The 20,214-nt window shown below is 56.4% G+C and carries 21 protein-coding genes and 2 pseudogenes; 8 read left to right on the forward strand and 15 right to left on the reverse strand.

Annotated elements, in window-relative coordinates:
• Positions 1-8: 8 nt before the first annotated feature.
• The 5 genes from ACS4NR_RS07735 to ACS4NR_RS07755 form a co-directional block, all read right to left on the reverse strand.
• A complete protein-coding gene (locus tag ACS4NR_RS07735; protein WP_456019598.1) occupies positions 9-719 on the reverse strand; it encodes an SDR family NAD(P)-dependent oxidoreductase in 711 nt (236 codons plus the stop codon).
• The gene (locus ACS4NR_RS07740) at positions 716-1,258 is read right to left on the reverse strand and encodes a DUF3833 domain-containing protein (RefSeq protein ID WP_456019599.1); all 543 of its coding nucleotides are present in this window, start codon (positions 1,256-1,258) and stop codon (positions 716-718) included. Before ACS4NR_RS07740 ends, ACS4NR_RS07735 begins: the two co-directional genes overlap by 4 nt.
• Positions 1,259-1,365: 107 nt before the next feature.
• Positions 1,366-1,926: a GTP cyclohydrolase I FolE gene (gene folE, locus ACS4NR_RS07745; RefSeq protein WP_027611787.1), complete on the reverse strand. Its 561-nt coding sequence runs from the start codon at positions 1,924-1,926 to the stop codon at positions 1,366-1,368.
• A 241-nt stretch (positions 1,927-2,167) separates the two neighbouring features.
• Positions 2,168-3,292: an alkene reductase gene (locus ACS4NR_RS07750; RefSeq protein WP_456019600.1), complete on the reverse strand. Its 1,125-nt coding sequence runs from the start codon at positions 3,290-3,292 to the stop codon at positions 2,168-2,170.
• A 95-nt stretch (positions 3,293-3,387) separates the two neighbouring features.
• Complete coding sequence (locus ACS4NR_RS07755; protein ID WP_456019601.1) at positions 3,388-4,065, reverse strand: type 1 glutamine amidotransferase domain-containing protein; 678 nt, start codon at positions 4,063-4,065, stop codon at positions 3,388-3,390.
• A 196-nt stretch (positions 4,066-4,261) separates the two neighbouring features.
• Between ACS4NR_RS07755 and ACS4NR_RS07760 the strand changes: the two genes are divergently transcribed.
• Both ACS4NR_RS07760 and ACS4NR_RS07765 read left to right on the forward strand, forming a co-directional pair.
• A complete protein-coding gene (locus ACS4NR_RS07760) occupies positions 4,262-4,846 on the forward strand; it encodes a TetR/AcrR family transcriptional regulator (RefSeq protein ID WP_456019602.1) in 585 nt (194 codons plus the stop codon).
• Positions 4,847-5,034: 188 nt separating this feature from the next.
• Positions 5,035-5,283, forward strand: a complete 249-nt coding sequence (locus ACS4NR_RS07765; RefSeq protein WP_098964018.1) for a CsbD family protein — start codon at positions 5,035-5,037, stop codon at positions 5,281-5,283.
• Between the two features lie 180 nt (positions 5,284-5,463).
• On the opposite strand, the gene ACS4NR_RS07770 is transcribed toward ACS4NR_RS07765, so the two are convergent.
• Positions 5,464-6,387 (reverse strand): LysR substrate-binding domain-containing protein, encoded by a 924-nt coding sequence (locus ACS4NR_RS07770; protein ID WP_456019603.1) that lies wholly within the window; start codon positions 6,385-6,387, stop codon positions 5,464-5,466.
• Between the two features lie 200 nt (positions 6,388-6,587).
• Here ACS4NR_RS07770 and ACS4NR_RS07775 point away from each other — a divergent pair.
• Both ACS4NR_RS07775 and ACS4NR_RS07780 read left to right on the forward strand, forming a co-directional pair.
• A pseudogene (locus tag ACS4NR_RS07775) lies at positions 6,588-6,800 on the forward strand (tautomerase family protein).
• 59 nt (positions 6,801-6,859) lie between these two features.
• The gene (locus ACS4NR_RS07780; protein ID WP_456019604.1) at positions 6,860-7,573 is read left to right on the forward strand and encodes an SDR family NAD(P)-dependent oxidoreductase; all 714 of its coding nucleotides are present in this window, start codon (positions 6,860-6,862) and stop codon (positions 7,571-7,573) included.
• Positions 7,574-7,635: 62 nt separating this feature from the next.
• Here the strand turns inward: ACS4NR_RS07780 and ACS4NR_RS07785 are convergent, their stop codons facing one another.
• Positions 7,636-8,295: a carbonic anhydrase gene (locus ACS4NR_RS07785; RefSeq protein WP_095135815.1), complete on the reverse strand. Its 660-nt coding sequence runs from the start codon at positions 8,293-8,295 to the stop codon at positions 7,636-7,638.
• Between the two features lie 324 nt (positions 8,296-8,619).
• Here ACS4NR_RS07785 and ACS4NR_RS07790 point away from each other — a divergent pair, with 324 nt between their 5' ends.
• The 4 genes from ACS4NR_RS07790 (at position 8,620) to ACS4NR_RS07805 (ending at position 12,295) form a co-directional block, all read left to right on the forward strand.
• Positions 8,620-9,231 carry a dTMP kinase gene (locus ACS4NR_RS07790; RefSeq protein WP_456019605.1) on the forward strand — a complete coding sequence of 204 codons (612 nt, stop codon included), beginning with the start codon at positions 8,620-8,622 and terminating at the stop codon, positions 9,229-9,231.
• A gap of 238 nt (positions 9,232-9,469) precedes the next feature.
• Positions 9,470-10,912, forward strand: coding sequence for an ATPase domain-containing protein (locus ACS4NR_RS07795; RefSeq protein WP_456020373.1), 1,443 nt, complete (start codon positions 9,470-9,472; stop codon positions 10,910-10,912).
• A gap of 23 nt (positions 10,913-10,935) precedes the next feature.
• Complete coding sequence (locus ACS4NR_RS07800) at positions 10,936-11,298, forward strand: response regulator (RefSeq protein WP_456019606.1); 363 nt, start codon at positions 10,936-10,938, stop codon at positions 11,296-11,298.
• A gap of 241 nt (positions 11,299-11,539) precedes the next feature.
• Positions 11,540-12,295 (forward strand): bestrophin-like domain, encoded by a 756-nt coding sequence (locus ACS4NR_RS07805; protein ID WP_095135822.1) that lies wholly within the window; start codon positions 11,540-11,542, stop codon positions 12,293-12,295.
• Positions 12,296-12,382: 87 nt separating this feature from the next.
• On the opposite strand, the gene ACS4NR_RS07810 is transcribed toward ACS4NR_RS07805, so the two are convergent.
• The 8 genes and pseudogenes from ACS4NR_RS07810 to ACS4NR_RS07845 all read right to left on the reverse strand — a co-directional run bounded on the left by ACS4NR_RS07810 (position 12,383) and on the right by ACS4NR_RS07845 (position 20,153).
• A complete protein-coding gene (locus ACS4NR_RS07810; protein WP_456019607.1) occupies positions 12,383-13,195 on the reverse strand; it encodes a DUF1206 domain-containing protein in 813 nt (270 codons plus the stop codon).
• A 111-nt stretch (positions 13,196-13,306) separates the two neighbouring features.
• Positions 13,307-13,840 carry an SH3 domain-containing protein gene (locus tag ACS4NR_RS07815; RefSeq protein WP_456019608.1) on the reverse strand — a complete coding sequence of 178 codons (534 nt, stop codon included), beginning with the start codon at positions 13,838-13,840 and terminating at the stop codon, positions 13,307-13,309.
• A 196-nt stretch (positions 13,841-14,036) separates the two neighbouring features.
• Positions 14,037-14,368: pseudogene (locus ACS4NR_RS07820) on the reverse strand (NAD-dependent dehydratase); the annotation flags it as partial.
• A gap of 202 nt (positions 14,369-14,570) precedes the next feature.
• Complete coding sequence (locus ACS4NR_RS07825; RefSeq protein ID WP_456019609.1) at positions 14,571-15,086, reverse strand: cupin domain-containing protein; 516 nt, start codon at positions 15,084-15,086, stop codon at positions 14,571-14,573.
• Between the two features lie 134 nt (positions 15,087-15,220).
• Positions 15,221-17,623 carry a TonB-dependent siderophore receptor gene (locus ACS4NR_RS07830; RefSeq protein ID WP_456019610.1) on the reverse strand — a complete coding sequence of 801 codons (2,403 nt, stop codon included), beginning with the start codon at positions 17,621-17,623 and terminating at the stop codon, positions 15,221-15,223.
• A 67-nt stretch (positions 17,624-17,690) separates the two neighbouring features.
• Positions 17,691-18,653, reverse strand: a complete 963-nt coding sequence (locus ACS4NR_RS07835; protein WP_456019611.1) for a FecR domain-containing protein — start codon at positions 18,651-18,653, stop codon at positions 17,691-17,693.
• A complete protein-coding gene (locus ACS4NR_RS07840) occupies positions 18,653-19,162 on the reverse strand; it encodes a sigma-70 family RNA polymerase sigma factor (RefSeq protein ID WP_456019612.1) in 510 nt (169 codons plus the stop codon). Before ACS4NR_RS07840 ends, ACS4NR_RS07835 begins: the two co-directional genes overlap by 1 nt.
• Before the next feature lie 94 nt (positions 19,163-19,256).
• Positions 19,257-20,153 (reverse strand): helix-turn-helix domain-containing protein, encoded by an 897-nt coding sequence (locus tag ACS4NR_RS07845; protein ID WP_166495752.1) that lies wholly within the window; start codon positions 20,151-20,153, stop codon positions 19,257-19,259.
• Between the last annotated feature and the right edge of the window lie 61 nt (positions 20,154-20,214).

Genomic DNA, 20,214 nt, shown 5'->3' on the forward strand with positions numbered 1-20,214 from the left:
CTCCTTGCCTACCAAGGCAGGCGTTGTCCATCGTAGGCAAAGAACTGGCCGCTGTCGGCCGGGGTCAATTGGTCAATCAGGTTGAGTAACTGGTCAGCGGCAACGTCTGCCGGGCGGGCGCTGGAAGCCCCGCGAAAAGGTTGCGACAACCCCGACACGACCGTGCCCGGGTGCAAACTCAGCAAGCGGCTGTGCGGGCGGGTGCGCGCCAGTTCGATCGCCGCGGTCTTGATCAGCATGTTCAGCGCCGCCTTGGAGGCGCGGTAGGCGTACCAGCCGCCCAAACGGTTGTCGCCAATGCTTCCGACCTTGGCCGAGAGCATCGCCATCGCCCCTTGGGGATCGAGCAGCGGCAGAAAATGCCGCAACACCATTGCCGGTCCCAGCGTGTTGACTTGAAACACGGCTTGCAGCGCATCCGCCTCGATCGCGCTGTAGCTCTTTTCTGGCTTGATCCGCTCACGATGCAGCAGACCCGCAGCGTGCACGATCAACTGATAGGGCGCTTCTGCGGCCAATTCGGCGGAGGCGTTGGCGATGGTTTCCGGTTGCTCCAGATCCAGCGCCGGAACGGTACGACGCCCCAGCTCACGAACCCCGGCACAGCGCGGATCCTGACTGAGCTGCTGGCAAAACGCGCTACCGATAGCACCACTGGCACCAATCACCAGTGCGCGATAACCATCGCCCAGGGAAGCCATGCTGAAGGGGCTGTTCATTGGTTTTCTCTCGCGCCCTGGCGACGGAAGAACAAGGTCACCTGGCCAACTTCAACCCCGAGCTTGGACATGCTGGTGCGATTGATCAGCGTGTCCTCGTCCATCTGGTACATCCAGTCGTCCATGCTCATTTCATAGGTCGTGCCGTCGACCGGCAGATTCAGGCGATAACGCCAGTGCAGCGCATTGCCAGCGACCTGACCTGTGGCGACACCCACCACATCACCCGCACGCCCGCTCCAGCGCCCCTGGCCCTCGGGCGTCAGGGTCCAGACGCGGCGTTGGCGCGTGCCGTCGCTGTACAGGAAGTGCTCATCGAGAATCAGGTTGTCGCCTTCACGATGGCTGACGATGTTGACCTCAAAGCGCTTGACCACTTCCCCGGAGCGCTTTTGAAACATTCCCCAGGCTTTCACGGGTTTGCTGAAAAAGCGTTGCAGATCCAGCGCCGGTTGCTGATCGGCATAGTGGCTGACATCCACGCTGCCGCAGCTCGCAACGCCGAGTACCAGAGCCAGTAAGAGCACAAGTCGGGCCATTGCCGTTCTCCCTGAGTGCACAGGTATGGGGGGTGAGATTAGGAATATCGTGCTTGTACAGTGGGGTTGCTGTGTACAGGTTTATCGCGCCTGTCGAAGATCGGAAATCAACTTCGCCGCCCGATCAGTTGCAGAAACTCCTGACGCGTCGTGGAGCTGTCGCGAAAAGCACCGAGCATTACCGAGGACGTCATGATCGAATTCTGCTTTTCGACGCCGCGCATCATCATGCACATGTGCCGGGCTTCAATGACCACGGCCACGCCGGCGGCATCGGTGATCTGCTGAATCGCCTCGGCGATTTGCCGGGTGAGGTTTTCCTGGATCTGCAGGCGCCGGGCGAACATGTCCACCACGCGCGCCACTTTCGACAGTCCCAGCACTCTGCCGGTGGGGATGTACGCCACGTGCGCCTTGCCGATGAAAGGCAGCATGTGGTGCTCACACAAGGAATAGAGCTCGATGTCACTGACGATGACCATCTCATCGCTTTGCGATTCGAACAGGGCACCGTTGGTCACGTCTTCCAGGCTCATCGAGTAGCCGTTGCACAGATACTGCATTGCTTTGGCCGCACGTTTGGGCGTGTCGAGCAGACCTTCGCGTTCGGGATTTTCACCGACACCGACGAGGATTTCGCGGTAATGGCTGGCTAGTAGTGGGTTCATTCAGGGTGCTCGCGGCAGTGCTGTGCGTGAGGGCCAATCCATAGCGGAAGAGTTGTACGCAGATAAGTGCTTTGTATAGGTTTTATTCAAGATAGGCTGAAAAAATAAACCTGACAATCAATCGGCAATCTTTTTTGTGCAGATGCGAAAACCTCGCAGCGCAGCGCGCGAGGTTGCGGGTGTAGCGGGGGAGAAGAGGAAGCGCTCCCGGTGAGTGGGAGCGCTGTGCGAATTCGCGGAATTATTCGCTGTAGGTCGGGTAATCCACATAGCCTTCGGCATTGCCGCCGTAAACCGTGGCGGGGTTCAGCGGATTGAGCGGCCAGTCATTGGCGATGCGCGCCGGCAGGTCCGGGTTAGCCATGAACGGACGGCCGAAAGCCACCAGATCCGCCAGTCCCGATTCAATTAATTGCGCACCGGATTCAGCGTTGTAGCGTCCGGCGTAGATGATCGCGCCACTGAAGGTATCGCGCACCGCACGGCGGAAGGTTTGCGGCATCGCAGGCGCGTCGTCCCAGTCCGCTTCAGCGATGGACAGGTAGGCAATGCCCACATCCTCAAGCACCTTGATCGCTTCGATGTAAGTGGTATGCGGATCCTCTTCGACCATGCCCAGATAGGTGCGCGCCTCATCGGTGGTGGTGAACAGCGGCGCGAAACGCACGCCGACTTTCTCCTTGCCGATGCACTCGGCGACACCCGACACCACTTCGCGCAGAAAGCGCAGGCGGTTGTGCAGCGAGCCACCGTACTGATCGGTGCGCACGTTGCTGTGGGCCGAAATGAACTGGTTCACCAGATAGCCGTTGGCGCAGTGCAGTTCGATCCCGTCGAAACCGCCGTCCATCGCATTGCGCGCCGCCTGTATATAGAGCTGAACCAGTTCCTGGACTTCATCGGTGCTCAGTGCTCGCGGCGCGGATGGCGTGACCAGCTCGCCGGCGCCCGGCGCAGTTTCGATGAACACGCTGACCCGTTCGGTGGCGATGGCAGACGCTGAAACCGGTGCTGCGCCACCGGGTTGCAGCGCGGTGTGGGACACACGTCCGACGTGCCAGAGCTGCGCGAAAATCACGCCGTCCTGTGCATGAACCGCTTCGGTGACTGTGCGCCATCCGGCAATTTGTTCAGGGGTGTGAATGCCGGGAGTCCAGGCGTAGCCCTGACCGCGAGGCTCGATCTGCGTGCCTTCGGTGACCAGCAGACCGGCGCCGGCGCGTTGCTGGTAATACTCGGCCATCAATGCGTTGGCAACATTGCCCGGTTGTGTGCTGCGCTGGCGGGTGAGGGGCGGCAGGACGATGCGGTTCTTCAGGGTGTGCAGGCCCAGTTTGACGGGGGTGAAGTAAGGGCTGTTTTTCATGTGATTCCTGTTTTGGCCTTATTAGACCAGTCGACTAGCAATGCGGTAAAAAAACACCGTGCGGGATGCGCACGGTGTCTGGAGCGGTGGAGGGCTCAGGCCAACAGCTTCAGCAGTTTTTCGGCGACGGCTGCCGAGCTGGCCGGGTTTTGACCCGTCACCAGTTGGCCATCGGTCACCACGTGAACCTGCCAGTCAGCCACTTTGGAGTAACGCCCGCCGAGACGCTGGAATTCGTCCTCGATCAGGAACGGCACGACATCGGTCAGGCCCACGGCGGCTTCTTCAGCATTAGTGAAACCGGTGACGTCCCGGCCTTGAATCAACGGTTTGCCATCGGCAGCCACCACGTGATGCAGAACGCCCGGCGCATGGCAGACGAAACCGTGAGGTTTGTTGCTGCGGTCGAAGGCTTCGATCAATGCGATCGAGTGTTGGTCTTCGGCCAGATCCCACAGCGGGCCATGACCACCCGGGTAGAACACGGCATCGAAATCCTCAGCGCGGACATCCGCCAGGCGCCCGGTATTGGCCAGTGCCTGCTGAGCGGCAGGGTCCTTGCGGAAGCGGTCGGTTTCAGCGGTTTGTGCATCGGGCTCATCGCTTTTCGGATCGAGCGGTGGCTGGCCGCCGGCCGGCGATACCAGAGTGATCTGCGCGCCGGCATCCTTGAAGGCGTAGTAGGGGGCCGCGAACTCTTCGAGCCAGAAGCCGGTTTTCTTGCCGGTGTTGCCAAGCTGATCGTGGGAAGTCAGAACCATCAAGATTTTCATAGAGCGCCCTGTATTGGTCTGGTGTCCTCGACGGGTTCGTCTGCGACACCTCGGAAGGAGTGACGGGCACAGAATAGATTCATATTAGACCGGTCGTCTAGTAAATTTTTACGCCCGTGTTTCCAAGCCATCACTGTGGCAAACTCCTGCTCATCAGAAATATACGACTGGTCTAATGTTTGGTATTTTGCGCCCCATGAAACCGACCTACGACGATACCCGCCAACATCTGCTCGACACCGGCCACCGCATGATGGCCGAAAAGGGCTTCACCAGCGTTGGCCTGAGCGAGATCCTGCAGACCGCCGGTGTGCCCAAGGGCTCGTTCTATCACTACTTCAAATCCAAGGAACTCTACGGCCAGGCGCTGCTTGAGGACTATTTTGTCGGCTATCTCGCGGACATGGAGCGACGCCTGACCCTGCCCGGCCTCAGTGCCTATGAGCGGCTGATGGATTACTGGCAGGGCTGGCAGAACCGCTGCACCCTGGAAGGTCATGGCGATGAATGCCTGGTGGTCAAGTTGAGCGCGGAAGTCGCCGACCTGTCCGAGTCGATGCGCCTGACCTTGCGCGACGGCGCCGAGCGCATCGTTGCGCGCATCACGACGTGCCTGGAAGAAGGGCAGTTGGATAACAGTTTGCCGCAGACCGACGCTCGGCAACTGGCAGAAACCCTGTACCAACTCTGGTTGGGTGCCAGTTTGTTGAACAAGCTGCAGCGCACGGGGCAGTCGTTGCAGACGTCGATGGTGATGACCAAACAGCTTTTGCAAAGCTGAGGACACCCACAACCCTTTCTCCCCACTCGCCAAGGAAGCGTCAATGGGCATTCGAGGAAAAGACCTTTCCATTTTTTGAGCACCACTGACGAGCGGCAGCCATAAAAAGTGGAACTCCAACTCACAGCCACCAGTCAACTTTTCTGTCGAGACTCAGAGCTTCCCACTTACACGAAGGTTTATGAATCATGAAGAGTGAACAGGTAGAAGGCGTAGCGGAAAAGTTGGCTGGCAAGGCGCAGAGCGCGGTCGGGAAACTGATGGGTGATTCGAAGATGGAAGCTGAAGGTGCCGGACATCAAGCAGCTGGACAACTGACTAAATCCTACGGCGATGCACTGGATAACGTGTCGACCTTCGTCAAAGAAAAACCGATAGCTGCAATCGCGATTGGTGCTGCGGCATTGATCCTGATAAACCGAATTTTTCGTCGCTGAGTGAGTGACCGGGTTTTTCACCAGACGTTGAAAGACAGGAAAATTGAATTAAAGGAAAGGGCCCTTAGGGGCTCTTTTTTTTAACCGGCCTTTCATGGACGTTATGGATTCAACGACAGACCGCCGAATGCGCGGGAATGCAGCGTTGCTCTCACTGATATTTGATGATGCTCTGGAGGGTCAGTTCGCGGCCCAGTCGGCTCGATACTGCAGCAGAAAGTCGACGAATGCCCGGACGCGCTGAGGGACATAGCGGCCATGGGGGTAGAGCAGGGTGTAGGGCCTGGAGCGTCCATTGTAGGGCTGGAGTACCTCGACGAGGCTGCCATCGGCCAGTTCGCGCTCGACAATGAATTTGTAAGTCTGGAACAGACCCGCACTGTGTTTGGCCAAGGTAACGCCACCCAGCACATCATCCGAGCAGCAATAGCTGCCCTCAGTGAAGATCTCCCGATGTTTGCCCTCGACGTCGAACAGCCATGAGATGCGTCGACCGCTGCTCGGCAGTTCAAATTGAATGCACTCGTGAGCGACGAGGTCATCCAGTGTCGTTGGTGTGCCGGCCTTGCTCAGGTATTCAGGTGTTGCGACCACGACCAATTGTGCGTCTTCGAGCAAGCGCGCAATCAGGGTCGAGTCCGGTTGAGCACGGACCCGAATCGCCAGATCATAGCCCTCCGCCACAAAATCGATATTTCGGTTACCCAAGTGGATATCCACGCTGACGTCTGGATATAGCGCTCGAAACTTCGGCAGAAGCGGCAAGATCCGATGATGCCCATAGGTGGTCGGAAGACTGATACGCAGCCGCCCTGAAGGCTTCGATTGAGCTCCCATGACTTCTTGCTGCGCTTCCACCAATTGAGTCAGGGCTTGTCGGCATTGTTCGTAGAACACCCGTCCCGGTTCAGTCATCCGGATGCTGCGCGTGGTTCTCACGAACAGGCGTGATCCCAAACGCTCCTCAAGACGCAAAATTGATCGGCTTACTGCCGCAGGCGTCACACCGGCGACCTGCGCGGCTGCGGTAAAACTGCCGGTTTCCGAGGCGAGGCAAAACAGCTCGATGCTGCCTAGCTGCAGGTCATCAAAATGGCGCTTCATATTAATCACACCGGATCTTCGCGAAGTGCCCGAAAGCATACCGATGTCGATGATGCAGTGGCGAGGACCGCGGATCGATTCATTACACCGCGTCACAAATGAAGTAACCGAACCCGCATTTATTCATTGAAGGCAACCTCCTAGAGTTCACTCCACTGCCGCCTCCTCATGCCGATGAGGCGCGAACTGGAGACTCTCCCGTGCCTTTCATCAGCGTTCGTATCACCCGCGACGGCGTTACCAAAGAACAGTAAGCCCAGGTCATCGCCGAGATCACCAAAACCATGCAGACGGTGCTCAACAAGGATCCGCACCTGACGCACATCGTGATCGAGGAAGTCGATACCGATAACTGGGGCTACGCAGGAATAACCACTACCGAGTACCGCCAGTCGCTGGTGGAGCCCAAGTAATCACGCCATCAGGCTCGTCTGTGTGTGAAACCCCTTTCGTAAACTATTGAGGAATTATCATGAGCCATTCAAAAAAAGTCGTTGTGGTCACTGGCGCATCCCAGGGGCTGGGCGCAGGCATCGTCGAAGGTTTTCGCAAACTCGGCTATCAAGTGGTGGCGACTTCGCGCTCCATCAAACCGTCAGCGGATCCGGACATCCTGACCGTCGCCGGTGACATTGCCGATCCGGCGACTGCCGAGAAAATCATCCGCGAAGGCGTAGCGCGTTTCGGCCGCATTGACACGTTGGTGAACAACGCCGGGATCTTCCTCGCCAAACCGTTCACGGCCTATACCCGCGAAGAGTATGTAAATACTGTGGCCACCAACATGGGCAGCTTCTTCCACATGTCGCAGCAGGCGATTGCCCAGATGGAGAAACAAGGTGAGGGCGGGCATGTGGTCAGCATCACCACATCGCTGGTCGATCACGCCATCGATGGGGTGCCGTCGGTGCTGGCGTCGCTGACCAAAGGTGGTATGAACGCCGCCACCAAATCCCTGGCGATCGAATACGCCAAGCGCGGCATCCGCGTTAACGCCGTATCGCCCGGGATCATCAAGACCCCGATGCATGGCGAGGAAAGCCACGCCGCTCTGGGCAGCCTGCATCCGCTCGGACACATGGGCGAGGTGCAGGATATCGTCGCAGCGGTGCTGTACCTGGACAGCGCCAACTTCGTCACCGGTGAAATTCTGCATGTCGACGGCGGCCAAAGCGCCGGTCACTGATGAAGACAGCGAGTCGACAAGAAGCCGCCACAGGCGGCTTCTGCCTCACTTATATGTAGCCATCACATCTGCTTGCCGTTACGCGCTGCGATCGCAACGGTGGTCGGCGAATCAGCCAGTGACACGAATTTGCGGGTCGCGCCATCCAGAGCATCGATGCATCCCGCTTCGATGTCGTAGACCCAGCCGTGCAGATTCATGCGTCCCTGCTCAAGCGCCAGGGCCACCGATGGATGCGTCCGCAGATTCGCCAGTTGCGCGATCACGTTTTCCCGCACCAGACCATCAAGCTTGGCGCGGGGGGTGTCGAACTCATGTGCTGCGTTAATCGCTTTCGCGGCGTCCGAGTGACGTAGCCAGTTAGCAACCGCCGGAAGATGATCCAGACACGTGCAGCGTGAAATCGCGCCCATCGCCCCGCAGTCCGAGTGGCCGCAGATCACGATGTCCTGTACCCCGAGCACGGCGACCGCATACTCGACGGTCGCCGACACGCCACCCGGTTCAGGGCCGTAAGACGGCACAATGTTGCCGGCGTTACGAATCACGAACAGTTCGCCCGGCTCGCGCTGCGTAAGGAGTTCCGGCACCACACGGCTGTCCGAGCAGGTGACGAACAACGCCTTCGGATTCTGTTCTGTCGCGAGCTGCTTGAACAGCTCGACGCGTTGCGGATAAACCTCGCGCTGAAAGCGCAGAAAGCCGTCAATAATGTCCTGCATGAAGTCCTCCAAACCCGAAAAGCAGATGTGGGCACGAGCACTCGATATGCCTTCGCGCCGCTGTGGTCGGCATTATTGCAGGAGTTGCAGGTGTTGGCTGTACTCGATGTCTGCAACATGAAGCTGATGACAGCCGGGCGCTTGGGAAAATAGCGGGGCCGCAGGGTGAGGGCAGGGCCATGCCATTGGAAATGACAGTTCAGCCATCTGAATGCCGGAAATACGGTTACAGTGGTCCTCCATGTCTGTTTTCGCGCAGCTGCACCAAGTGGTAGTAGCGAACGTACAGAGGCAGAAAACCGCAAATCCACCGCTATGTGAACAATGAATATTCCGCTGTTTGTTGCTCTGGATGGGCCCAAAGGCACCGGCAAAACCACGCTGTTGGAGTCCGTCACAAAGGTACTGAGGGCTGGCAACAAGAAAGTCATCCGGCTTTGCGAGAGAAAAAGCGATCCTTTTCGGGGTGAAACCATGGCCCTGATCAACGCACTTGCCAGAAATCCTTCTCAGGATCTGGAATGGGCTGTGTGCCAGCGCCTGGCTGATAGTCGGCGCTGGATTTCCCGAAACGTGCTGACGGAGCAGCCGCTGGACAGCATCATCCTGATCGATCGCTGGTATCCGTCGGATGCAGCGTTTCGCCGAACCATCCCGTTTGCCGAGATTCTCCAGTTGAACCTGGATCGAGACGTGCGCGTGCCGGATCTGCATGTCGGCGTCGTCACCGATCCGGACATTTCATGGGCAAGGGCTGCGACAAGATCGCGAGGATTGGGCGGCACTGTGATCCAGAAGTACGCAGAGCATTTGGCGTGTACGGAGATGTTCGAGCAAGCGGTCAAGGAGCACGGTTGGGTTCTGTGCCGTAATGAGGGAGCGGTTGACGACGCTACGATGCAGGTGGTTTCTGAGATTTATAGGGTGCTGGGGTGATTGTTGGAATGAAGACAGGCGTTGGTTACTTGCTGCCCTAAACACCGCTCAGCCGTAGTTGATATCCAGGATGAATAGCGATCACAGCAAGATGCGTTTAGTCCTGCCTGTCAGCACTTTTCTTTACAGCCTGACAATGAAAAGACGCGTATTTATCAAGGTGTGAATGGCTCTCAGGAAAAAATGGCGTTAGCATTCGAGTCACTGCATATTACAGTTCGTTTCGGATCAGGGTCGCATTGTGGAAAAGCTAAAACGCCTCGAAAGTGGAATTGAAGGGCTCGACGCTCTGCTCAAGGGCGGATTGGTAGCAGGCTCTTCATACATAATCCAAGGGCGCCCAGGGTCTGGAAAAACGATCCTCGCCAACCAGCTTGGGTTCCATCATGCGAGCAACGGAGGCCGTGTTCTGGTCGCGACGTTACTCGCCGAGTCACACGACCGTCTTTTTCAATTCCTTTCTACTCTGAGCTTTTTCGACGCTTCCAAAGTAGGCGCCGAAATTCAGTTTGTCAGCGCGTTTGACACTCTGGAAAACGAAGGACTGGACGAGGTGGTGAAACTGCTTCGGCGAGAGATAAGCCGCCAGAAAGCCACAGTGATGGTGGTAGATGGCTTGCTCAATGCGCGCTCAAAAGCCGATTCGCATATCGATACCAAGAAATTCATTTCAGAACTGCAGGGGCACGCTGCTTTTGCTGGTTGCACGGTGCTATTTCTCACTAGCTCCCGCCTCGACGATGGCAGTCCTGAGCACACCATGGTTGATGGTGTGATTGAGATGGGCGAGGAGCTATACGGCACTCGTTCAGTGCGTAGAATTCAGCTTCGTAAAACACGCGGAAGCCCAGCAATGACAGGTCTTCACGAGTGTGAAATTACCGAAAATGGCTTGGTGGTTTACCCGCGACTAGAAAGTCTCTACAGTCACCCATCCTCTCCCGACAGCGCGGATATGACGCGTATCCCCAGTGGTATTGAATCACTGGACGACATTTTAGGCGGAGGTCTGCACAGTTCCAGTGTGTCTCTCGTAATAGGCCCCTCCGGGATTGGTAAAACTACCCTTGGCCTCAAATTTCTGGCTGAGTCGACTGTGGAAGTTCCTGGCCTGCATTTTGGTTTCTACGAAAGCCCGCAACGATTGCGGCTCAAAGGCCAATCGCTGGGTATCGATATCAAAGGCATGGAAGACAGGGGCGCCCTCTGCATCGCTTGGCAGCCTACAACTGAAGGCCTGCTGGATGGTCTGGGGGCACGACTTCTGAAGATCGTCGAGGAGAAGGGCATCAAGCGCCTGTTCATCGATAGTCTTAGCGGTATGACACGAGTTTCGACAAATCCGGCGCGGATCACTGACTTCTTCAGTGCCCTGATGAACGAGCTGCGATCCAGAGGGGTTACGGTATTTGCCTCTTGGGAAATGCGCGATCTGTTCGGCTCCGAGGTGAGTGCACCAAACTCTGACCTGTCCAGCATCGTCGACAACCTGATGCTGATGCGATTCTCTGAGAATTACTCTGAACTAAGCAGAACGCTTTCCATTCTTAAAGTAAGAGACAGCTCTTACGATCCCTCACGATTTGAGGTCGTCATCCGTGATCATGATGTTTTCCTGAAAAAGGCTTCAAGACATGAACCTTCAGTCCCCACTGAGTCATCGCCCGGTTCAAGATCTTAAACCTTTGTGCGGGTTGAATTAACATGACCACCATTCTGGTCGTCGACGACGAGTATTTGATCGCTGACATCCTCAGCTTTGCGCTGGAGGATGAGGGGTTCATGGTGGTGACGGCCAGCAACGGTCGAAAAGGGCTCGAGGTACTCGAGAGAGAACGGCCTGCCTTGATCATCACCGACTTCATGATGCCGGTGATGGACGGCCTGGAATTCGCCACAGCCGTTCGTGCTCTCCCTTCCGCTAATCAATTGCCGATCATCTTGATGAGCGGTGCTCAGGCACACATCGGTATGCAGAGATCGGATCTGTTTGATGCAGTATTGGCGAAGCCATTCAATATCGACCTGATCATTGCCGAGGTTAAGAAGCTCTTGGGGGCTGAGTAGTGGCTGCTCCATCTATATACCCAGATCAGCCTCAAGCCTGGCGAATGCCTGGCTGCTGGTAATATCTGCAATAGCTGGAGCTTTTCGACGTTCGGCCAATACCTGCTAATGACCAGCGAAGAATTCCATTCCAATATTGTGGTCACTCCCAAAGTCAGCTATGCATAAGTCGAGCAAGATCCTGCGAGCCGTCGACTGACAATGCTTACAGACTTGAATCAATCGGTCAGAGCACTAATGCATGAATTCACTCTGGATCGCACTGGTCATTTTCGGGTGCCTGGTTGCAGCGTCGCTTCTCATGATGCACTGGTACCCAAGACTGGCAGCCCATCATAGGGATGACGACACCAACACCGTCATTCGCTTGGTAGCCAACATTTTTGTGGTCATGACATCGCTGGTGTTCGGCCTGATGATTAATTCTGCCAAAAATACCTTCGAATCCATTGATGCGAACTTCCATGGGTATGCAACCAGCCTGATCATTTTTGACCGGACGCTACGTGGCTACGGAGAAGCTACACAAGACACGAGGAATCGCCTGATTACTTACCTCGAGCGAGCTATCGAAAACCCGTACCGAGGTGACGAAGCACTGCAGCATCGCAACAGTGAGGCGGCTAAATACTTGGATGACATCGGCAAGTCGTTAACCGGTATCAAGCCCCCGGATCGCTTCCATGAAACGATGCTTCAGGATATCCGTCAGCAATATCACTCGCTTATCGAGCAACGCTGGAGGATTGTCGAGCAGTCGGAGGGAGCGATTCCGGGCCCTTTGATCGGGATGCTGGCCGCCTGGTTGACACTCATCTTCGCTAGTTTTGGTTATCGCGCACCACGAAACTCGATGGTAATTGGAATGTTCATAATCTCGGCATTGCTCATCGCAGCTTCTGTTTACCTTGTATTGGACATGGATGTTCCTTTCCACGGCCCTATCCAGATATCCGACGAGCCCCTGCGCAGGGCGCTTGCCGTAATGCAGCTCTAGGCGGTTTGTTGCGTTGGCCCATTCGCCTGCCACGCCATGCCGACGTGATTGCAAAGTTCAGAACTTCGCCTTTTGAAATGCGGTAACCTACGGCCTCGATACTCCCGGCACATCCATATTGATCTTGCGCCAGAAAGCCTCAGAGAAACTGTAAGCCGAGAAGGCAATCAGACCTAGGGCCATCACAATCAAAATCAGCCATCCAGCGGGTAGATTCTGAAGAGCGTCGAGCGCTTCTTTCATACCAGGTGGATCCATAGCCTGATAAGTGGAACCGCTAATTGCCAGAAGTAAGGCAATTTCTATAAACACAACTCCACGGGCTATTAGACCGAACCGAGACACTGGCCGGACGTACTGCATGACGTCCTCGTCGGCCTCGAAATATTTCTCGAACGACGCCTTCCATCCTTTGATGATGTGAGCAATTCCAACACCAAGCGGAATGATTGCGATCAGGTACACCAACAAATTCGAGTGATCCCACGACAGAAGATGCGCTAGCCAGTCTTTAGTCTGCCCTCCGGAATCCCCCGACCTTCTGATACCGCTAACGAGTAGACCGACTGCAAAAAACGCCAGAGCAGCGTTGACCAAACCTCCGGCAAACAGACCAGTGCGAATCACCACTCCTTTGATTTCTTTGCCGTGATGATCGACATCTCGCGTAGCTTGCAAGACACGCCAAGCCGAAAATGCGAGCAGACCTGCCACCACAAGGCCAACTAGAAAATATCCGAATGGCTGGCTTAGTAAAGCTTCCAGGCTCTTGTGGCTGTCCTTTGGTTTTGTCGAATCAAGTGCTGCCAGCAGCGCGAAGATGCCGATGATCAAATAAAGCATTCCTCGAGCGGCGTATCCTCCCCGAGCGAGTATTACAAGGGTATGTTGCGCAGACATTGAATCTATTCCCGAGAGTAGTACAAAGCAGACCGCGATCGCTGGGAGGGGTTCGATACCAAATCGAAGACGCACTGACCGGATCTTGAATGTACTGCCCCCAACAATCGCTTAAACACCGTAACGCTTATTGCCACCTGAAGTGATGCAGTACCGACCGCCTCGTGGCCCGATACAAACGTGTCCGGAAGAACAAGGGCAGGAGGATCCGTATTCTGGAGCCTGTCTCCGGATTGGTTGTACCGGCGAAGGCGACTGTTTCGGTTTAGAGGCGGTGTAGCAATTCGATCCGGTACAAAGGCTTTTGGAAGAAAGCCACTTCGCAGGTTGGCCATCGGCACTTATGCGCACCCAATCATCCCGTTTTTCGAATACCTGAACCTTGGCTCCCCGGCTCAACTTGGAGATTACTTTTCCACCTGGTTGATCTCGGATATTTAGCTTGTCTGTGCTTACGTATTGATCAACTAAGGGGGCAGGTGGCGGTGATGGAACCGAGTTGAATGAGACCAGAGTATTCGGAGGGGGAGTGGGGCTCGGTTGCACCTGAACGGGAGGCGTGTCTTTTTTGCCTATTGCCCAAAGGACAGCGAAAAGAATAAGGAGTGGGACAAACCATGACTGAGATTTCTTGCGCATTTCCATTGTTCTCGCTCAGAAAGCATTGCCCAGCCTGTCCTTATGACCAACCCGGCTTCATAAACCTATTGCGAGCTTAGCCAGGCTTCCATTTTCTGCAGCCCTCCTAGCTATAAAAGCTTGAGTTTTGCCCAAGTAAGTATCAAGCAATCGCTGTATTTCTTACTGGACGGGAGCCACTCAGCTATCAGTTTGGAACAACCTAGGGTATCAAGCGCATCGCACGTAGTTTGTCGAACACGTCGAAAAATGCCTGATCGCTCGCCTGATAGGCAGTGAAGCCCATGGCACGGCTTTTCGACATATCCGTGACAACTTCGATGGGGCGACCGAGGTCTGCATCTGTGTGCCATGGGGACACCAGACGATCGATATCGGATTCTTTCAAACCGTGTTCCGCAACCATTTGCGTCCATACTGCTTGGTCGTTATCCATCTGCTTCTCAAGCGGTGAAAGCTGATCAACGCAGGATAATCGGCAGCAGGCAGACCGAAGTAGTCGGCAATTCGACTCCACATCCATTTCCAGCGAAAGGTGATTCGCATGTTCAGTTCTGAACACAAGACAGTCGTTGGGTACGGAAGGCGCGCAGCGTAATACATCGTTTAACATAATATACATTACACGTAACAATATGTTTCAGGATTAGCCCGTTTGCACGCCAGATTTCAATCCAGCGTATTCCCCCAAAACCTGACTTTTCAAAACCGCGGCCTTGCCTGAAATTGGCGACCTTCAATCAGCATCCCGCGTCAGCTTTTCAATCAGCGTGCGATGCTGTGGAAATCGCGCAATCAGTTTCCGTCGATCACCCATCTCCATGTCGGCAAAATCAAATCCCGGCGACACCGCTTCGCTGATCAATCCAAATCCGTGCTCATCCTCAAGCAGTCGCGAAGCTTTCCAGATTCCACCAGGCACGTGCATTTGCAAAGGCTGGCCTGCAAGAACGTCGCTACCCATCACCAGCGTTCGTAACTCACCATTACTGAGGATCATGCTGTACTCGACAGGATCGCCCAGATGGTAGAAATGCAGGATGTCCGATTGGTTGAAATGAAATTGACCCACCGGCGAATCTTCAGTCAGCAAGTAATAGATCGAAGTCATCAGGTAACGTGGGCCACCGGCGGTTTGCAGCATGGCGCGCTGATCTGCTTGAAAAGTCCTGCGAAAATAGCCGCCCTCGACATGAGGCAGCAGACCCAGCGCCGCAATCAAATCCATGACGCTTGTTTTCCCTCGATTCATGGCCCACTCCATTGATTTAAGGACAGATGCGGCGATAGCTCTACTAAACGGCTATTTAGTGGAGTTAACAGTAGATCGGCGGTTTTCTAAGCAAATACCCTTCTTTTGAGCACCTGTTTATTCGAGAAGACCATTCAGAAATCCACCGTTGCCGATAGCAGATAAGTCCTTGGCGTCGAAAGCGTCAACCCGGGTTCGCTGTCATCTGATGCGCCCGCCGAACTCCAGTAGCGTTTATCCAATACGTTCTCGACATTGGCGCGTACGGTGATGGTCTTGTCGTCCAGTTTAAAGGCGTAACGCGTCCCCACGTCGAATCGCTCCCATGAGTCGATTTCCTTCTGGTTGGACTGATCCAGATACTGCGAACTCGAATAGATTCCGCGCCCTGTCAGCGTCAGCCCTTGCACACTTGGGACATCCCACTCTGCGCCGAGATTGACGTTGTATTTGGGGGTCGCGGGTGCGCGGTTCCCGTCAAAGGTTCCATTGGTGGTCTGGGTCAGTTCGCTGTCGATGTACATCAGGCCGCCGAGCAATCGAAACCCTTTGTATGGCTCGCCGAACACACTCAACTCCACCCCGTCGTTCTGTCGTTTGCCGTTCGGGCCGAAGACTCGTGTCGTGGCGTTGGTTTCGTACGCAGGCTGTTTGATCCGAAACACGGACGCTGTCAGCGCATACGAACCCGCGTCATATTTGGCCCCGACTTCGACTTGTCGGCTGATAAAAGGCGGGAAGATTTCATCCTCGTTGACTGACGTCGATGGCGCGATTTTCCCTTGGCTGAGTCCTTCCATGTAGTTGGCGTAGAGCGACAACTTGTCCGTCGCCTTGAACAGAATGCCGCCCGATGGCGAAAGCTTTTCTTCGTCATAAGCCGTGTCGCCCTTCACGTCATCGCTCCAGTCGTCGACTTGAACCCTTTGCCAACGGGCGCCAAGGGTCAGCTGCAGGCGATCATCGAAGAAGCCCAGCGTATCGGACAGTGCTACGCCGCTGAAGCGGTTTTCCGTGTAGACCTTGGCGTCGTAGCGTGTTGGCGTGCGAGGCTTCGTGGTTTCCACCGGGTCATACAGATTGCTGCGCCCTGCTGCATACCGCGCGCCACCATTTTCGAAGTCCATGTAGAAGTAACTGGCCGCCAGGTTGAGCTCGTGGCTGACTGAACCGGTATGGAACCAGTTGCGCACACCCGCCGTGGCAGTCCGGACATTTTCGTCACGGGTGAAGTCCCGCGGTTGAACGCTGAAGTCGCCGGCGTCGTTGGTCACCGACACCGCATGCCGAAGGAAATCGTGGTTACTTTTACGGGCGCCGACGCCGCCATACAACATGACCGAATCGCTGACGTCGAACTCGCCATTGAGCGTGCCAAACGTATCCTTGGTTCGCGCCTGGCTCCAGGGTTGCGCGTAGTTGTCGCGCACATCATCAGCATCAGGAACTTTAGCGTTTGCACCGACCTGCACACGTTCTTGCGGCGCATCGGTATCGCGCTCGGTATGACCGATATCGGTAGAAAGTCGCAGGCGCTCACCGCGAAAATCCAGGCCCAGCACAGCCATGTCGCGATCGACGCTCTGGTGATCCCATTCGGTGTCACCCGATTGTTTGACGCCGTTGAAACGCAGCCCGAACTGGTTGTCCTCACCAAAGCGACGGCCGATGTCGACGGCACCGCCGAGCTGATTGTTCGAGGCGTAACTGGCCGTCAGCGACGTATTCGGCTGATCGCCGGCACGCTTGGGCACCACGTTGATCCCCCCTCCTACACTGCCCCGTGGCGAAATCCCGTTGATCAGTTGGCTCGGGCCTTTGAGGATGTCGACGCGCTCGGCCATTTCCATGTCGATCGTATAAGTCGGCAAGACACCGTAGAGGCCGTTATAGGCCACGTCGCTGTTGAACAGACTGAAACCGCGGATGGTGAATTGCTCATAACGGCCGCCTGCCGGGTTGGTCGCACGCACCGAGGGATCGTTGGCGATCAGATCGCCCAGAGTGCGGGCCTGCTGGTTTTTCACCGTTTCGCTGGTGTAGGTGGTCATGCTGAAAGGGGTTTCCATGAAATCCTTGGAACCCAGCAACCCTTGCGAGCCTCGGCGCGCCACCTGGCCACCGGCAAAGACCTCGGAATCCGTGCTACCCGTCGATCCAAGAATCGAAGTAGGTGCCAGTTCCAGGCTGCCGCCGTCCGGCGCCGGAATGACTGTGTAAGCACGATCGCCCGCCGGTTGCAGCTGTAGACCGGACCCCAGCAACAACCGGGTGAAGCCCTCCTCCACGCCGAACTCACCCGACAAACCATTGCTGTTGCGCCCGCTGACCAGTGCAGGATCTACCGACAGATTGACCCCGGCCAGTCCGGCAAAACGGGTCAGCGCAGCACCCAGGCTGCCGGCAGGCACCTGATAAGCGCGGCGGTCGGCGCTTTCCGCCCAACTGCAGGGGATCAACAGGGGGCTGGCACTCAGGCTCAACAAAAGGCTCAACTGCAACAACGGACGCAAACGACCTGGAAATACTGCAGGCATAGGAAAAAGCTCTCGATTTGGTTCACTTGCCTGGAATGACCAGCGAGGCGAAAAAAAGGGACAGATCTCAAGCTGTTTTTTTAGACTGAGAGGGATTTCGCGGAACGAGAGAGACCCAAAAGCGCGTGCGCTTCTGCACGTCGATCGGCAGGCTGGCCGCCAACAGTGAGAGCACTTGATCGGTGTTATCCAAACGAAAACTGCCGGTAATACGCAGCGCCTCCAGCTCCGGGTCCCAGCGCAGCACGCCTGGGCGATAACGGCTCAATTCGCGCAGAAAATCCCCCAGCGGCTGGTTTTGCGCCATCAATACACCGTCGCGCCAGCTCGGCATCGAGGCGTCAAACGCTCGGACAGCACCCGCGCCAGACGCCTGCAGCCTGATCTGCTGGCCCTGATTGAGGATCAGCGCTGGCCCGCTTGACGGTTGCAACTGCACCGAGCCACTGACCACCGACACATTGCAGTCACGCTCATTGAGACGCACGCAAATCTCACTGTGACTGACGATGATCCGCCCGTACGGAACATTGATGATCAGGGCTGAGTTGCCTGGCACGTCGAGCGCCATCTCGCCACGCACCAGTGTCAGCTGACCGGCAGCAAGATCCACATTGACGGCGCTGTCGGTATTCAGCTGCAACGCACTGCCATCCGCGAGCCGCAATCGCTTGTGTTCACCAGTGCTGGTGTGCAAATCCGCGCGCCAGACATCCAGCGGCAGTTGCCGACTGATCAGCCAGGCCGCCGGCACCAGTGCCGCGATGCCGAGCGCGCGTTTCAGCGCGGCCCGACGCGCAGGATCCGGACGATCCAGCGTAGCCATGGCCAACGCAGAAGGCAGAGCGGAAAACCGTTCGCGCAAGCGCTGGATTTTCTGCCACGCGTGTTCATGCCGGCTATCGCTGTTGCGCCAGGCCTGCAATTGCGCATGATCGTCAGCGCCCGCTTCGCCGGACTCAATCAACGCCAGCCATTGCGCGGCGGCGCGGGCGACCTCGCGGGCTTCATCACTGGGGGCAACGCGCATCAAAGATCCACCAGCAGACAATGCTCGTAGGCCTGCGCCATGTAACGTTTGACGGTGCGCTCGGACACTTGCAGGCGCTCGGCGATTTCGCGGTAACCGAGGCCTTCAAGCTGACTCCATAAAAACGCCCGACGCACTGCTCGCGGCAAACCATCGAGCAATTCGTCCAGCGCTTGCAGGGTTTCCAGCAGCAGCCAACGCTGCTCGGGCGATGGCACGCACTCCTCCGGCAGTTGCGCGAGGGCTTCGAGGTAGGCTTTTTCCAGACTGCGGCGGCTGTAGAAGTTGCTCAACAGGCGTTTGCCCACGGTCAGCAGATAAGCACGAGGCTCGCGCATGTCGGCAATGGGTTGAGCGCTGCACAGCACGCGCAAGAAGGTGTCCTGACTCAGATCCGCCGCATCCCACGCATTGCCCATGCGTCGACGCAGCCAGGTTTCCAGCCAGCCCCGGTGATCGCGGTACAGCGCGTGCAGGCTCTGCTCCGATGGCGTGGCGGCTTCAATCATCTCGGGAGACCCTGCGCGAAGTTAGATTCAAATGAGACTGATTCTATTTAACTTCGCTTGGGACACAAGATCTTTTTGCCCGTTACTGCAATCTCTAGCGTTTCAGCGTCTCGCTCGGCAGCTCTTTGAACAGCGCCCGATAACTGCTGGAAAACCGCCCCAGATGCCAGAACGACCACCGCATCGCCACCTCGGCCACAGTAGTTTCGGTAGGCCGGCGCTTGAGCAATTCGCGGTGTGCGCTGTTCAGCCGGCGCAGGCGCAACCAGTGACTCGGGGTCATCCCGGTGTAGGCCTTGAATGCCTGCTGCAATTGTCGCAACGGCACCCCTGCGACCTTCGACAGTTCGAGCAGATTGACGGTGTCTTCCGGCGAATCCGCTGCCCACTCCCCGACTCGCTTCATGATCATCCGTTCTTCGCTACGCCGCTGTAATCCGCCGCGATCAAGACGGGTGTGTGCGTTGTCGAGGATGAACAGGCAGTCTTCGAGTAACTGTTGAGTCAGTGAGTCTTTATCAAACGGATCAACAGCTTGCGACAACTTCGTGAGAGTTGAGCTTAACCAGCGACTGAACAAAGCGTTCTGCCCGCAGTTAAGCGGTGCCATGAACAATCCATCGAGTCTCGCCACCTCCAGACTGTGCTGACGGACGAATTCCGGGCCGAACACCACGGCGATTTCCTGGTAGTTCTCCGGGGTGATCCAGATGTTGCGGCTGTCTTCGTTGAGCAGATACAGCGCGTTGTCGCTGCGATCAAAACAGAACGCCAAGGCACCCGATGGCGCGCTGAATGTCTGCTCGACGCGGGTGTTCATCTGTTCTTCGTAGACCTGCACACCCTCCAGGTCCAGATAGCGGATCTGCCCGGCGAAATGGCCGGGAGACATCTGCTGGTAATGCTGGACCCAACCCGGCGTGGCGCGGATCTGTTCGGTGACATCAGCGGTATTGAAAGCCTGAACCTGAAGCGGATTACACGTTGTCATGGGAGACCTTGCGCACTCTTTTGGTGCGCTTTGGTGCTGCTTAAAGTGGATAGATGGAACG

This window comes from Pseudomonas sp. JQ36 (genome assembly GCF_053851495.1).

Excerpts from the sequence above, each read along its gene's own strand:
- ACS4NR_RS07735 (WP_456019598.1), bottom strand. The coding sequence starts at position 719 with ATGAACAGCCCCTTCAGCATGGCTTCCCTGGGCGATGGTTATCGCGCA.
- ACS4NR_RS07740 (WP_456019599.1), bottom strand. The coding sequence starts at position 1,258 with ATGGCCCGACTTGTGCTCTTACTGGCTCTGGTACTCGGCGTTGCGAGC.
- folE (WP_027611787.1), bottom strand. The coding sequence starts at position 1,926 with ATGAACCCACTACTAGCCAGCCATTACCGCGAAATCCTCGTCGGTGTC.
- ACS4NR_RS07750 (WP_456019600.1), bottom strand. The coding sequence starts at position 3,292 with ATGAAAAACAGCCCTTACTTCACCCCCGTCAAACTGGGCCTGCACACC.
- ACS4NR_RS07755 (WP_456019601.1), bottom strand. The coding sequence starts at position 4,065 with ATGAAAATCTTGATGGTTCTGACTTCCCACGATCAGCTTGGCAACACC.
- ACS4NR_RS07760 (WP_456019602.1), top strand. The coding sequence starts at position 4,262 with ATGAAACCGACCTACGACGATACCCGCCAACATCTGCTCGACACCGGC.
- ACS4NR_RS07765 (WP_098964018.1), top strand. The coding sequence starts at position 5,035 with ATGAAGAGTGAACAGGTAGAAGGCGTAGCGGAAAAGTTGGCTGGCAAG.
- ACS4NR_RS07770 (WP_456019603.1), bottom strand. The coding sequence starts at position 6,387 with ATGAAGCGCCATTTTGATGACCTGCAGCTAGGCAGCATCGAGCTGTTT.
- ACS4NR_RS07780 (WP_456019604.1), top strand. The coding sequence starts at position 6,860 with ATGAGCCATTCAAAAAAAGTCGTTGTGGTCACTGGCGCATCCCAGGGG.
- ACS4NR_RS07785 (WP_095135815.1), bottom strand. The coding sequence starts at position 8,295 with ATGCAGGACATTATTGACGGCTTTCTGCGCTTTCAGCGCGAGGTTTAT.
- ACS4NR_RS07790 (WP_456019605.1), top strand. The coding sequence starts at position 8,620 with ATGAATATTCCGCTGTTTGTTGCTCTGGATGGGCCCAAAGGCACCGGC.
- ACS4NR_RS07800 (WP_456019606.1), top strand. The coding sequence starts at position 10,936 with ATGACCACCATTCTGGTCGTCGACGACGAGTATTTGATCGCTGACATC.
- ACS4NR_RS07805 (WP_095135822.1), top strand. The coding sequence starts at position 11,540 with ATGAATTCACTCTGGATCGCACTGGTCATTTTCGGGTGCCTGGTTGCA.
- ACS4NR_RS07810 (WP_456019607.1), bottom strand. The coding sequence starts at position 13,195 with ATGTCTGCGCAACATACCCTTGTAATACTCGCTCGGGGAGGATACGCC.
- ACS4NR_RS07815 (WP_456019608.1), bottom strand. The coding sequence starts at position 13,840 with ATGGAAATGCGCAAGAAATCTCAGTCATGGTTTGTCCCACTCCTTATT.
- ACS4NR_RS07825 (WP_456019609.1), bottom strand. The coding sequence starts at position 15,086 with ATGAATCGAGGGAAAACAAGCGTCATGGATTTGATTGCGGCGCTGGGT.
- ACS4NR_RS07830 (WP_456019610.1), bottom strand. The coding sequence starts at position 17,623 with ATGCCTGCAGTATTTCCAGGTCGTTTGCGTCCGTTGTTGCAGTTGAGC.
- ACS4NR_RS07835 (WP_456019611.1), bottom strand. The coding sequence starts at position 18,653 with ATGCGCGTTGCCCCCAGTGATGAAGCCCGCGAGGTCGCCCGCGCCGCC.
- ACS4NR_RS07840 (WP_456019612.1), bottom strand. The coding sequence starts at position 19,162 with ATGATTGAAGCCGCCACGCCATCGGAGCAGAGCCTGCACGCGCTGTAC.
- ACS4NR_RS07845 (WP_166495752.1), bottom strand. The coding sequence starts at position 20,153 with ATGACAACGTGTAATCCGCTTCAGGTTCAGGCTTTCAATACCGCTGAT.